The organism is Pseudomonas frederiksbergensis, assembly GCF_900105495.1.
Classification (GTDB): Bacteria; Pseudomonadota; Gammaproteobacteria; order Pseudomonadales; family Pseudomonadaceae; genus Aquipseudomonas; species Aquipseudomonas frederiksbergensis.
The window spans coordinates 5,113,004-5,126,627 of record NZ_FNTF01000002.1; the positions used below are offsets into that span (position 1 = coordinate 5,113,004).

The window sequence follows — 13,624 nt, forward strand, 5'->3', positions numbered from 1 at the left end:
CTTCTTCAATGAGAGTGCTCGGCCGAGGCCTTGCCCAGTTCCGATTTGAGAACGAAGCTGCCGGCCGCAGCGACTTGCGCACCGGCCTCCAGCCCCTGCGTAACTTCCACCTGCCCCGCTGCACGACTGCCCAGCTCCACGGCCCGCGCCTCGAAGCCGTCATCGGTGCGCACGAACACCGTGGGTTTGTCCTCGACGGTCTGGATCGCAGCTTCCGGCACCGCCACGTTGGCCTGACGGCTGTCGGTAGCGACCAGTGCGGTGACGAACAATCCGGGACGCCACGAACCTTGAGGGTTTTCCAAGGTGACGCGAACGGTGGCGGTACGGGTCTGTTCGCCGAGTAAACTGCCGACGTAAGCCACCGTGCCGGCGACTTGCGCATTGAGTTCCGGGGCGCTGACAGTGACCGCTTTGCCCACCTGCACCTTGTTCAGATCCTTGGACGAAACGCCGAAGGTTACCCACACTCGCGACAGGTCCGAGAGCGTGAACGCCGCCGTGGTTTCGTCGACCACCTCCCCTGACGTCAGATGCTTTTCCACTACCACCCCGTCGAACGGCGCGCGCAGTTCATAACGATTGCCGCCGGTGGCAACCACGCTGCCACTGAGTACGCTGATCTTTTGCCGGGCGTTGTTCACGGCGATTTCGGCTTCTTCCAGCGCCTGGCGCGCCTGCAGCAAATCCTGCTCGGCGGAAATCTTGTCCTGCCACAACTGCTTCTCGCGCTCGTAGGTGGTGCGCGCCAAGGCCAAGCGCCGTTGCGCCGCAGCCTGTTCGCTACGCTGATCGGAGATCTGCTGACTGGCGATCACCGCCAGCAGCTGGCCCTTCTTCACCCACTGCCCGAGATTGACCGACACCGACTCGACTACCCCTGGCACCCGCGGTACGACGTGGGCGGTGCGGTCTTCGTCCAGGCGCACTTCGCCGGGGAACGACAAACCGAGGCTGATGCTTTGCGCCCGCGCTTCGGTCAGTTGAATGCCCGCCGCCGCGATCTGCTCGGCACTCAACGTCAGATGCCCCTCTTCACCTTCGGCTGCAACGCCTTTTTCGTCGTGGTCCGCATGCTCCGCCGCTTCATCGGCGTGGGCCTCGATGGACCCGTTGCCCGCCCACATCGAGCCAATACCAATGCCCAGCGCCAACGTTGCCACCGCGACAACGATCAGTTTTTTATCCATGGAAACTCCTCTGCGCCATGCCATCGCGCAGTGATCTGAAAGGTGAAATTCAAGGGCTGACGGCGAGTGCGCCGAGGTCGCCGAAAATGCGTTCGATGCGCACCCGCGCTTCCGTCGCCTCGGCAACGGCCTGGATGTATTGGGTGCGGGCGCTGATCAGGGTGCGCTGGGCGTCGAGCACGTCGAGGAAACCGAACTTGCCCATTTCGAAGCCGCGCGTGGCGCTGTCCACTGCACGTTGTGCGGCGGGCAGGATGGTCTGGTTGAACGCCTGGACTTCGCCGTTGGCGGTCTGCCATTGCTCAAGGGTGGTCTGGATTTCGGTGCGCAAGCGCAGCTCGGTGGCGTTGCGCAGATCCCGCGCCTGATCGGTACGGCGCGCTGCCGCCAGCACGTTGCCCTGATTGCGGTTGAACAGCGGAATCGGCATCGACAGCCCGACCACGTTGACCCGCTCGCGCTCCTGTTCGCTGTACTGACTGCCGATGCTCACGGTCAGGTCGGGAATCCGTTGCGCCTTCTCCAGTCCCAACGATGCCTCGCGCTGATCGATCTGCAACGTGGCCAGCTGCAGCTCGGCGGTCTCGTTCAGGCGCTCCAGCAAGCGGGTCGGCGGCGGCACGGCGGGCATGCTTTGCGTGGCCGTCTGCACGGTGGTCGAAGTCGGTAACGGTGCGCCCATGACCTGCGCCAGTTGCTGATAGGCGTTGGCCTGATCCCGTTCGGCGCGGCTCAGTTCCAGTCGCACTTCGGAGCGTTGCACTTGCGCCCGTGTGCCTTCGACTGGCGACGACTTGCCCGCCTCGATCCGCCCCAGCGCCACGCGCAATCCGTGCTCGGCCAGTTGCAGCGACTGGCGAGACAACTGCACGCGTTGCTGCGCAGTCTGGGCGCTGGTGAATGCCTGAACCACATCGGCGCGCAAGACATTGCGCTTGCGCTGCAGTTCGATCCCGGCGGCGTCCTGGGCGCGGCTGGCGACATCGATCCGCGCGCCGCGCTTGCCGCCCAGTTCAATCGGCTGGCTGAGCATCACTGTGGTGGTGCGCGAATCGCGGCGGGTGTCCTCGGCTTCCCACGACACTTCGGGGTTGGGGATCAGACCGGCCTGCTGGCGGTCACCCTCGGCGATGCCGATTTCCCATTGCGCCGCTGCCAGATCCGGGTTGCCGGCGAATGCGGTTTGCAGGGCCTGATCGAGGGTCAGGGTCGATGCATTGGCAAAAGGCGCGCCGGCCAGCAACAAACCGCCGCTGACCATGACCATCCACGCCGTTTTTTTCAGGCGTGACCGCGCCGTCAGTTCTCTTAAACCGGGCAATGGAATACTTCCTTTAATCAAGAATCTTCGATGCCGCCACGGTAGGGTTTTGAACTTATCGACAAGGTGACTGAAACATTACAAATCCGTTATCCACGGTTGCGCCAAGTTGTTTTGCTCTAGCATGCAAAGCGCAAATACCTAACTAGCAATACATAGAAACAAATGATGTGCCGGCATCCGTCGAACAGTACTTGTCTCAATTCACCTCTCATGAGGCAGATGGATTTTTGTTCCCGCCTGCTGCGACAGGCTGTCGCAGACTGTGGTTTTAAAGCCTCAACACCGAGTAATCGGTTGACTCTGTAGTCACTACAGCCTTTACCTTGCACGCCTGCAAACGGAGAAAGTGCTGTAGGAAAATAGTGATTCGTTATTCAAACCCGTCCGGAAGCCCTTACAAAAACAACAACTTTCCCGGCCACCTTAATTAAATATCCATTCAATGAAAGTGGTGATTGATCATGCGAATCCTTGTCGTCGAGGACGAGCTTAAAGCTGCCGAATACTTACATCAGGGACTGACGGAAAGTGGTTATATCGTTGACCACGCCGCCAATGGCGCCGATGGATTGCATCTGGCGCAACAACAGGTTTATGACCTGATCATTCTGGATGTGAATCTGCCGGAACTGGACGGCTGGGGCGTGCTGGAACAACTGCGTCGCACTCACTCCACGCGGGTGATGATGCTCACCGCGCGCGGTCGCCTGGCTGACAAGATTCGTGGCCTCGATCTGGGCGCCGACGATTATCTGCTCAAGCCGTTCGAGTTTCCGGAATTGCTGGCACGGGTGCGCTCTCTGATGCGTCGCAGCGAGAACATCCCGGTGCCGCAGGTACTGAAAGTCGCCGACCTGGAACTCGACCCTGGCCGTCATCGTGCGTTTCGTGGCGAACAGCGTATCGACCTGACCACCAAGGAGTTCGCCCTGCTGCATCTGTTGATGCGCCAGTCCGGCGAAGTGCTGACCCGCACCCAGATCATTTCGCTGGTGTGGGACATGAACTTCGACTGCGACACCAACGTGGTCGAAGTGTCGATCAGGCGGTTGCGGGCGAAGATCGATGACCCGTTCGACAACAAGTTGATCCACACCCTGCGCGGTGTCGGCTACGTGCTGGAGTCGCGGGAATGAAGCCGGCCAGCCTGTCGATGCGGCTGGGGCTGACGGTCAGTATTCTCGGCGCGCTGCTCGTGGTGTTCCTGGCGATCCTGGCGTATTTCGCCCTGACCCATGAGCTGAACGGGTTATCCAGGGACAGTCTGGAAAAGAAGATGGAGCAGGTTGAACACAGCCTGTCGCTGTACACTGACCCCGGCGAAATCAGGGCGAAACCGCACATCCTGCTTGATCAGGTCATGGGCCATGACAACCTCACGCTAACCATTTACGACCGCAACAACCTGCGCACGCAACTGCTCAAATCCGGCACCGGCATGGCCGATCCGCGACTTGAATTGAAGGCGGTGCGGGCCGTCAGCGACGAGTTGGCCTACACCACCAACACCGACGCCAAGGGGGCGAAATTCCTCACAGCGTCCAGGCTGATCAGCCTCAAGGACGGCACACGCGTCCCGGTGCTGTTATCGATGGACAACGCCCACGATGAGGCCTTGCTCAGCGCCTACCTGCGCTCGACCCTGATTGCCTTGCCGTTACTGCTGATCTTTATCGGACTGAGTGCCTGGGGCGCGGTGCAGCGCGGTCTGGCGCCGATGCGTGAATTTCGCAAAGTGGCGGCGATGGTCTCGACCCAGGATCTGGATCATCGGCTGTCGGTGGTGAACATGCCCCAGGAGCTGAGCGAACTGGCGCAGGGCATCAACTTCATGCTGCATCGTCTCGACGCCGGTGTGCAGCAGCTGTCGCAGTTCTCTGATGATTTGGCGCATGAGCTGCGTACGCCGATCAACAATTTGATGGGCAAGGCGCAGGTGACGTTGTCCCGCGAACGCAGCGTGAATGAGTACAAGGATGTCCTGGTTTGCTGCACTGAAGAGCTGGAGCGCGTGGCGCGGATTGTCTCGGACATGCTGTTTCTGGCACAGGTCAGTCACCCGTCGGCGCTCGCGCCGTTCGAGTCGGTTGCCCTGGAAGAAGAAGCCTGGAAAGTCGCCGAGATGTTTTCCCTGTCGGCGCAGGACAAGCAGGTCCATCTGAACGTGGTCGGCAGTGCGCAGGTGATGGGTGACCGGTTGATGATTCAACGGGCGATCTCGAATTTGCTGTCCAACGCACTACGCCACTGCCCGCCCGGGAAAACCGTAACGCTGCTGATTGAGCGCGGCGCGACCCAGGTTTCGTTGCTGGTCAGCAACCCGGGCGCTGGGATTGAGGCGCAGCATCTGCCGCACCTGTTTGATCGGTTCTACCGGGTCGACAGCAGCCGCTCGCGTTCACAGGGCAGCACCGGGTTGGGGTTGGCGATTGTGCGGTCGATCATGAGCCTGCATCAGGGTGTGGCCGAGGTGAAGAGCTTGCCGGGGGCGATGACGGTGTTTCGGTTGGGATTTCCTGCGGTTGAGCGGGTGGCGCGCTGAGGTGTCCGGCTCCCGACTTCCAATATCCGGGCCGGCCACTTCGCGGGCAAGCCCGGCTCCCACAGTGATCGGGGGTGGTCACAGAATCTGTAGACATCACTGAAACCTGCGGGAACGGGCTTGCCTGCGAAGGCGCCCGGTCAGTCAACACCTTTGTTGCCTGACACACTGCTATCGCGAGCAGGCTCACTCCTACAGGCGTTGTGCCGGTCACAAATGCTGTGAACACCGCAGATCATTGTAGGAGTGAGCCTGCTCGCGATTGCAATGGATCAGGCGCCAAAGAAAACGGCACCTCACGGTGCCGTTTGCGTTTCACATTACAGACGCTTACTTACGCGCCGCCTCCCACGATTTCAGCAGTTCGGCATAGCTCACGGTTTCACCTTTAGGCTTCTCGTTCGCCAGTTTCGGCTTCGGTGCACCCGGTTGGTCCAACCAGTACTGCGCGTCACGTTCGGGGTTCATTTTCGGTGCGCAGGTGGCTTGCGCCTTCGAGCGTTCCAGACGGGTCAAGATCGCGTCCTGATCCTTGGCCAGACCATCCAGCGCCTGTTGCGGGGTTTTCTCGCCGCTGGCCGCTTCGGCGATGTGGCTCCACCACAGTTGTGCCAAACGCGGATAGTCCGGCACGTTGGTCCCGGTCGGGGTCCATTGCACACGGGCCGGGCTGCGATAGAACTCGACCAGACCACCGAGTTTCGGCGCCAGGTCGGTCATGGCTTGCGAGTTGATGTCCGACTCGCGGATTGGTGTCAGGCCGACGATGGTTTTCTTCAGGGATACGGTTTTCGAGGTCACGAACTGCGCGTACAGCCAGGCCGCGAGTTTTTGCTTCTCAGGCGTGGACTTGAGGAAGGTCCAGGAACCGGCGTCCTGATAACCGAGTTTCATGCCCTCTTCCCAGTACGGACCTTTCGGCGACGGTGCCATGCGCCATTTCGGCGTGCCGTCGGCGTTCATCACCGGCAAGCCCGGTTTGGTCATGTCGGCGGTAAACGCGGTGTACCAGAAGATCTGCTGCGCGATGTTGCCCTGGGACGGCACCGGACCGGATTCGGAGAAGGTCATGCCCGCCGCTTCCGGTGGCGCGTATTTCTTCAGCCAGTCGACGTATTTAGTGGTGGCATAGACCGCCGCCGGGCCGTTGGTGTCGCCGCCGCGGGTCACGCTGGAACCAACCGGATGGCAGTCCTCGACGCGGATGCCCCACTCGTCCACCGGCAAGCCGTTGGGAATGCCTTTGTCGCCAGCGCCGGCCATCGAGAACCAGGCATCGGTGAAGCGCCAGCCCAGGGACGGGTCTTTCTTGCCGTAGTCCATGTGACCGTAGACGCGCTTGCCGTCGATTTCCTTGATGTCTTCACTGAAGAATTTGGCGATGTCTTCATAGGCCGACCAGTTCACCGGCACGCCCAGTTCGTAACCGAATTTTTCCTTGAATTTTGCTTTCAGATCCGCCCGCTCGAACCAGTCGGCGCGAAACCAGTAAAGGTTGGCAAACTGCTGGTCGGGTAGCTGATAGATCTTGCCGTCCGGCGCGGTGGTGAACGAGATGCCGATGAAGTCTTTGATGTCCAGGGTCGGCGAGGTGTAAGCCTTGCCTTCGTTGGCCATCAGGTCGGTGATCGATTCGGTTTTGCCGTAGCGAAAGTGCGTGCCGATCAGGTCCGAGTCGTTGACCCAGCCGTCATAGATGTTCTTGTCCGATTGCATCTGGGTCTGCAGCTTTTCCACCACGTCGCCTTCTTGCAGCAAGTCGTGGGTCAGCTTGATCCCGGTGATTTCGGTAAAGGCTTTGGCCAGGGTTTTGGATTCATATTCGTGGGTCGCGATGGTTTCCGAAACCACCTTGATGCTCATCCCGCGAAACGGCTCGGACGCCTTGATGAACCACTTCAACTCTTCGAGCTGCTGTTCCGGGGTGAGGGTGGACGGTTTGAATTCGCTGCCAATCCATTTCTTGGCGGCGTCTTCATAGGCATCGGCCCAGGCTGCAGCGCTCAACCCGCTGAGTGCCAGCATGGCTGCCAATGAAACGCTATGTCGCAGCTTATTGTTTTTGTCGAACATAGAGACCTCCTTATAGGGTTTCGGAGCAACTTTGCCGAGCGATTCGACTAGCCCCAACGCATCACAGCCAACAGCCACACCAGGGACAACGCGAACGCCACCCAGATGCTCCAGTCGGTGACGCCGATTACCAGCAAATGCAGGTAGGCGCTGCCGAGAAGACCGATAAACAACCGATCGCCACGGGTGGTGGCAATCGGCAACAAACCACGGCGAAGAATGCTCGGCGACCGCAGTTCCCAGGTCGTCATGCCCACCAGGATCAAGGCAATGACGCTGAAGAATGCCGCCGTAGGACCGGTCCAACTCATCCATTCCATCATCAGCTCCTCAGACCCGGCCCAGGGCAAAGCCCTTGGCCACGTGGTTGCGAACAAACCAGATCACCAGCATGCCTGGCAGGATAGTCAACACCCCCGCCGCCGCCAGCACGCCCCAGTCGATGCCGGACGCCGAGACCGTGCGCGTCATCACCGCCGCAATCGGTTTGGCGTTGACCGAGGTCAGCGTCCGCGCCAGCAGCAGCTCGACCCAGGAAAACATGAAGCAGAAAAACGCCGTCACACCGATCCCGGAGCCGATCAGCGGAACGAAGATCTTCACGAAGAACTTGGGAAAACTGTAGCCGTCAATGTAGGCGGTTTCGTCGATTTCCTTCGGCACGCCGGACATGAAGCCCTCAAGAATCCACACCGCCAATGGCACGTTGAACAGGCAATGAGCCAACGCAACCGCGATGTGGGTGTCGAACAAACCAATCGAGGAATACAGCTGGAAGAACGGCAGCAAAAACACCGCTGGCGGCGCCATGCGATTGGTCAGGAGCCAGAAAAACAGGTGCTTGTCACCGAGAAAACGATAGCGCGAGAACGCATACGCGGCCGGCAAGGCCACGCTCAGGGAAATCACCGTGTTCAGGCTCACGTAGTACAGCGAGTTGAGATAACCGGTGTACCAGGCCGGATCGGTGAAAATCACCTTGTAGTTGGCGAAGGTGAAATCCTGCGGAAACAACGTCAGGCCGCTGAGGATTTCGGTGTTGCTCTTGAAGGACATGTTCAGCAACCAGTAGATCGGTACCAGCAGGAACAGGATGTAAATCAGCAACGGAATGAGCTTTCTTTTACTCATGGCAGACCTCAGCGGTTGGCGTCAGAGTGAGTCATGGCCGTGTAGAACAGCCAGGACACCAACAGGATGATCAGGAAGTACACCAGCGAGAAAGCCGCCGCCGGGCCGAGGTCGAACTGCCCGATCGCCATTTGCGTCAGGGTCTGGCTCAGGAAGGTCGTGGCATTCCCCGGACCGCCACCGGTCAGCACAAACGGCTCGGTGTAGATCATGAAACTGTCCATGAACCGCAGCATCACCGCGATCAGCAATACGCTCTTGAGCTTGGGCAACTGAATGTGTCGGAACACCGCCCAGGCCGATGCCCGATCAATCCGTGCCGCCTGGTAATACACGTCCGGAATCGCCCGCAAACCGGAGAAACACAACAGCGCCACCAACGACGTCCAGTGCCAGACGTCCATCACCAGCACCGTGACCCAGGCGTCCATGGTGTTGGCCGCATAGTTGTAGTTGATGCCCATGGCCTTGAGGCTGGCGCCGAGCAGGCCAATGTCCGCCCGACCGAAGATCTGCCAGATCGTCCCCACCACGTTCCACGGAATCAGCAACGGAATCGCCAGGATGATCAGCACCAGCGACGACCAGCGGCCCTTGGTCGGCATGGTCAGGGCGATGGCGATGCCCAGCGGGATTTCGATCAGCAGCACACAGCCGGAATAGATGAACTGACGCAGTAATGAGTCGTGCAAGCGCGGATCGAGCAGCACTTGCCTGTACCAGTCGGCGCCGACGAAGTAGCGGCTGGACTGGTCGAAAATGTCCTGCACCGAGTAATTGACCACGGTCATCATCGGGATCACCGCACTGAACGCCACCAGCAAAAACACCGGCAACACCAGCCACCAGGCCTTGTTGTTCTGCACCTTGTTCATGGCTACGTCTCCAGGAGGTATTCGTCGGCATACACCATCAACCATTGCGCCGGGAAGCTGATGTAGGCGATTCCCTCAGGCACTGGCTTGTCTTCGGCCAGGCGCACTTTCAAAGGGGCGCCGTCGAGGTTCAGGGTCATGATCTTGTAGGTGCCAAGGTCTTCGACGTGTACGACCTGTGCCTGCATCGCCTCATCAAACGGCTCATCCCACACGTGCACGAACTCCGGACGGATACCGACCTTCAGGGTTTTCCACTCGGACTCGGCGACGCGTTTCTGCTGAGCATCGGAAAGCGGCAAATGCGTCGAGGCGAAACCGACACCGCCAGGCTGCGGCTGAACCTCGATCAGGTTCATCCCCGGACTGCCGATGAAATAGCCGACAAAGGTGTGGCTCGGCCGCTCGAACAGTTCTCGCGGCGTACCGAATTGCACAATCTGCCCGCCGTACATCACCGCGATCTTGTCAGCGAAGGTCGAGGCTTCGAGCTGATCGTGGGTGACGTAGACCATGGTGATGTTGAACTGCTCGTGGATCTGCTTGAGCTTGCGCCGCAATTTCCACTTCAAGTGCGGGTCGATCACGGTCAGCGGTTCATCGAACAGAATCGCCGACACGTCATCGCGCACCAGCCCTCGGCCCATGGAGACTTTCTGCTTTTCATCGGCGGTGAGGTTGCGCGCCTTCTTGCCCAGCAACACCTGGAGGTCCAGGACTTCAGCGATTTCCTGCACCTTGCTGTGAATTTTCGCCTCGGCCATGCCCTGATTACGCAGGGGGAAGGCCAGGTTATCGAACACGGTCATGGTGTCGTAGACCACCGGAAACTGGAAAACCTGAGCGATGTTGCGCTTCTCCGGGGTCAGGTCGTTGACCACTTTGCTGTCGAACAGCACCTGGCCCTGGGACGGACTGAGCAATCCGGAAATGATGTTGAGCAAGGTCGATTTACCGCAGCCCGAAGGCCCGAGCAGTGCGTAAGCCCCCCCCTGCTCCCAGACGTGGTCCATCTCGCGAATCGCGTAATCCTCGGGGCCGGTCGGCGTGCGGCTGTAACTGTGGGCAAGGTGCTGCAAACGAATCTCGGCCATCAGGCAACCCTCGCGATACGGCGACCGGGCGCCTGGACCAGCCGCCCCTGCGTATCGAAGACAAACAGTTTATGGGTCGGGATATAGATCCGAATCGGCGCATCGACGTCGTATTCGTGGACGCCGGGCAAGTGCAGCACCAGCAGGAAATGTTCGTTGCGCACGTGCAGGAAAGTTTCCGACCCGCTGATCTCGGCCACCTCAACGGTCACCGCCAGTTCCAGGTCATCGTCGTTGCTTGGCACCAGCGAAATATGGCTGGGCCGTACGCCAAAGCGGAACTCGCCCTCGCCCACTGGCCGCAGATCGACGTTGAGCGGGAAGTGCACGAAATTGGCGAAGCTGACTTCGTTGCCGGCGATACGCCCCGGCATCAGGTTGATCGGCGGCTCGGAGAACAGCTCCGCCGCCAGCACGGTTTGCGGCTGGTGATAAACCTCGGAAGACTTGCCGCTTTGAATCACCCGGCCTTCATGAAGAATGGTGGTGGTGCCGCCCAGCGCCAGGGCTTCGTTGGGTTCGGTGGTGGCGTAGATGGCGATGGTGTGGTGAGCCTTGAACAGCTCGCGCATTTCCTGACGCAATTCTTCGCGCAGTTTGTAGTCGAGGTTCACCAGCGGCTCATCGAACAGGATCAGCTCGGCATCCTTGACCAGCGCCCGGGCCATTGCCGTGCGCTGTTGCTGACCGCCGGAGAGTTCAAGCGGATGGCGCTGGAGGAATTTCTCGATGCGCAACATCTTTGCGGTTTCCAGCACTTTGCTCTGGATCAGCTCATTGGAAACGCCGCCCTGGCGCAAGGGCGAGGCGATGTTCTCGAACACCGTCATGGTTGGGTAGTTGATGAACTGCTGATAAACCATCGACACGTTGCGCAATCGCACCGGGCGCTGGGTAACGTCGACGCCATTCATCAGGATGCGCCCGCTGTCGGGCTTGTCCAGACCGGCCATCAGGCGCATGAGACTGGTTTTGCCGGACAGCGTGCGCCCGAGCAAAACGTTGAAGGATCCGGCTTCGAAACTAAGGCACGCATCGTCGATCCAGGTCTGGCCCTCGACGGTGCGGCTGACGTGCTCCAGGGTTAACGACATGGCTCGGCCTTTTTATTATTGGAGTCAAGCGACCTGAGCAACAGAGCGACATTCGTGCCAGAAACTGCAAGCCGTTGATCCGGCTTGGGAATCCTGAAAATGGAAGAAAAACCGGGTTCGTTGCTGAACAGAAATGAACAACCGCGACTGAACAATTGAACAATCCGGCGGTTGACAATGAACAATAGTGAACAACACTCTACGGATGCTTTTACTGCGGGAAATTCTGAATCGCACACGCCCTTGTAGCAGCTGGCGAAGCCTGCGTTCGGCGACGCAGTCGTCGTGATATCAGTCGTCGCGGTGTATCAGGATGACCGCGTATACAGGTTTCACGACGACTGCGTCGCCGAACGCAGGCTTCGCCAGCTGCTACAGAGATCGCGTTACTCATAACAAAAATAATAATGCTCAGAGATCGACTGCCATGGCCGCACCCGCCCTGCCGCTCTCCCATGACGCCATCATCCAGGACTCCTGGTCCCGATGCCGCGCGTTCGGCCTCAATCATCAGAGCGCACCGGCGTTCGATCAGTTGCCGGCCGAGGGCATTGCGCAATTGCTGGAGAGCCAGCACTCACTGGTGCAAACCACTCACCAGGAAGTCCTGCCGTATTACGAGAACATCCTCAGTAACTCCAACTGCCTGATCATGCTCGCTGACAATCAGGGCCAGGTGCTGACGTCCTGGGGCACCCAGCGTTTTATCGAGCCGAGCCTGACCCGCGGTTTCAGCGCCGGCGCCAGTTGGATGGAACGCTGCAGCGGCACCAATGCGATCGGCACCGCGCTGGCCTGCGAGCAGGCAGTGCACATCGAGCACGATGAACATTTCCTCAAGGCCAACCGTTTCATGACCGGTTCCGCCGCACCGATTTTCGATGCCGAACGCAAGGTCATCGCGGTGCTGGATGTGTCCAGCGACAGCTACCTGCCGCCGTCCCACACGCTCGGCATGGTCAAAATGATGAGTCAGACTGTGGAAAACCGGCTGATCCTCAACCTGTTCCATGGCCAGCATTTTCAACTGACCTTCAACACCGGGCTGAACAACCTCGACAGCCAATGGGCCGGGTTGCTGATCTTCGATGAAACCGGTCAGGTGCTGTCGGCCAACCGCCGGGCCGACAATCTGCTGGGCATCAGTCTGTCGCGGGTCAGCGTCGAAAGCCTGTTCAAGGTGTCCTTGCTGGAACTACTGAACCAGCCCGATGGCCTGCCCTTCGCCCTGCAAGCCTCCGGGCGCAATCGCTTTCAATGCCTGTTGAAGCGGCCGAAACAGGTGCCGATTCAGGCGCGAGTGTTCACCGAATCGGCGGTGACAACTCCAGCAGCGATCAGCCTCAATACCCTTCATTTCGGCGACAGTCGCGTGGAAAAAGCCGTGCGCCAGGCGGAGCGGCTGCTGGAAAAAGACATTCCGTTGCTGATCCACGGCGAAACCGGGGTCGGGAAGGAAGTCTTCGTCAAAGCCCTGCATCAAGCCGGCTCCCGGAGTAAAAAACCGTTCATTGCCGTCAACTGTGCAGCGATCCCCGCCGAACTGGTGGAGTCAGAGCTGTTTGGCTACGAGAAAGGTGCGTTCACCGGTGCCAACCAGAAAGGCAGCATCGGGCTGATCCGCAAGGCCGACAAAGGCACCCTGTTCCTTGATGAAATCGGCGATATGCCGTTGCCGACTCAGGCTCGACTGCTGCGAGTGTTGCAGGAGCGTTGTGTGCAACCGGTGGGCAGCAGCGAGTTGTTCCCGGTGGATATACGGATTATTTCGGCAACCAACCGCTCGTTGCGCGAGCAGGTGCAGTTGGGACGGTTTCGTGAGGATTTGTATTACCGGATTGGTGGTTTGACCCTGGAACTGCCGCCGTTAAGAGAACGCAGTGATAAAGAGGCCTTGTTCAAACGCCTGTGGGAACAACACCGCGAGCCATCGCAGTGGGCCGGGCTGAGCCGAGAGGTATTGGAGTTGTTCGGGCGCCACCCGTGGCCGGGGAATTTACGCCAGGTCAGCAGCGTGATGCAGGTAGCGCTGGCCATGGCCGAGGAACAACCGGTGCGGCCGGAGCATTTGCCGGATGATTTTTTTGTTGATTTGGAGATGGAGCCGGTGGATTTGCCGGAGCCGGTAGTGGTTGACTTGAATGATGCCGAGGAATTGAATCGGCAGTTGCAGGCGGCTGGGGGGAATATCTCCCATTTGGCCCGCAGGTTGGGGGTTAGCCGGAATACGCTTTACAAGCGGTTGCGGCAGATTGGAGATTGAGTGAGGCGTTCTCCCCAGCCCTCTCCCCCAGGAGAGGG

Annotated in this window: 11 protein-coding genes; 3 read left to right on the top strand and 8 right to left on the bottom strand. The window is 59.6% G+C overall.

The features are described 5' to 3' along the window. Positions 1-5 precede the first annotated feature (5 nt). Together BLW70_RS24000 and BLW70_RS24005 are read right to left on the bottom strand one after the other, a co-directional pair. Entirely contained in the window at positions 6-1,190 is a 1,185-nt protein-coding gene (locus BLW70_RS24000) for an efflux RND transporter periplasmic adaptor subunit (RefSeq protein WP_074878238.1), read from the bottom strand. Between the two features lie 49 nt (positions 1,191-1,239). Then, on the bottom strand, positions 1,240-2,511 hold the full coding sequence (locus BLW70_RS24005; RefSeq protein ID WP_074878240.1) for a TolC family protein: 1,272 nt from the start codon (positions 2,509-2,511) through the stop codon (positions 1,240-1,242). Between the two features lie 464 nt (positions 2,512-2,975). Between BLW70_RS24005 and BLW70_RS24010 the strand changes: the two genes are divergently transcribed. Together BLW70_RS24010 and BLW70_RS24015 are read left to right on the top strand one after the other, a co-directional pair. Beyond that, positions 2,976-3,650, top strand: a complete 675-nt coding sequence (locus tag BLW70_RS24010) for a heavy metal response regulator transcription factor (RefSeq protein WP_074880806.1) — start codon at positions 2,976-2,978, stop codon at positions 3,648-3,650. Further along, a complete protein-coding gene (locus BLW70_RS24015; RefSeq protein WP_074878242.1) occupies positions 3,647-5,056 on the top strand; it encodes a heavy metal sensor histidine kinase in 1,410 nt (469 codons plus the stop codon). Before BLW70_RS24010 ends, BLW70_RS24015 begins: the two co-directional genes overlap by 4 nt. A 330-nt stretch (positions 5,057-5,386) precedes the next feature. Here BLW70_RS24015 and BLW70_RS24020 read toward each other — a convergent pair whose 3' ends face one another. The 6 genes from BLW70_RS24020 to BLW70_RS24045 are packed head-to-tail and all read right to left on the bottom strand — an operon-like array spanning position 5,387 to position 11,323. Beyond that, positions 5,387-7,129: an ABC transporter substrate-binding protein gene (locus tag BLW70_RS24020; protein WP_074878244.1), complete on the bottom strand. Its 1,743-nt coding sequence runs from the start codon at positions 7,127-7,129 to the stop codon at positions 5,387-5,389. A gap of 47 nt (positions 7,130-7,176) precedes the next feature. After that, positions 7,177-7,449, bottom strand: a complete 273-nt coding sequence (locus BLW70_RS24025; protein ID WP_008146061.1) for a DUF2160 domain-containing protein — start codon at positions 7,447-7,449, stop codon at positions 7,177-7,179. 10 nt (positions 7,450-7,459) lie between these two features. After that, on the bottom strand, positions 7,460-8,260 hold the full coding sequence (locus BLW70_RS24030; RefSeq protein ID WP_017339615.1) for a carbohydrate ABC transporter permease: 801 nt from the start codon (positions 8,258-8,260) through the stop codon (positions 7,460-7,462). Positions 8,261-8,268: 8 nt separating this feature from the next. Then, positions 8,269-9,135 (bottom strand): carbohydrate ABC transporter permease, encoded by an 867-nt coding sequence (locus BLW70_RS24035; RefSeq protein WP_074878246.1) that lies wholly within the window; start codon positions 9,133-9,135, stop codon positions 8,269-8,271. A gap of 2 nt (positions 9,136-9,137) precedes the next feature. After that, positions 9,138-10,229 carry an ABC transporter ATP-binding protein gene (locus BLW70_RS24040; protein WP_074878248.1) on the bottom strand — a complete coding sequence of 364 codons (1,092 nt, stop codon included), beginning with the start codon at positions 10,227-10,229 and terminating at the stop codon, positions 9,138-9,140. Continuing rightward, a complete protein-coding gene (locus BLW70_RS24045; protein WP_008146067.1) occupies positions 10,229-11,323 on the bottom strand; it encodes an ABC transporter ATP-binding protein in 1,095 nt (364 codons plus the stop codon). Before BLW70_RS24045 ends, BLW70_RS24040 begins: the two co-directional genes overlap by 1 nt. Before the next feature lie 427 nt (positions 11,324-11,750). Between BLW70_RS24045 and BLW70_RS24050 the strand changes: the two genes are divergently transcribed. Beyond that, the gene (locus BLW70_RS24050; RefSeq protein WP_074878250.1) at positions 11,751-13,586 is read left to right on the top strand and encodes a sigma-54-dependent Fis family transcriptional regulator; all 1,836 of its coding nucleotides are present in this window, start codon (positions 11,751-11,753) and stop codon (positions 13,584-13,586) included. Positions 13,587-13,624: the final 38 nt, after the last annotated feature.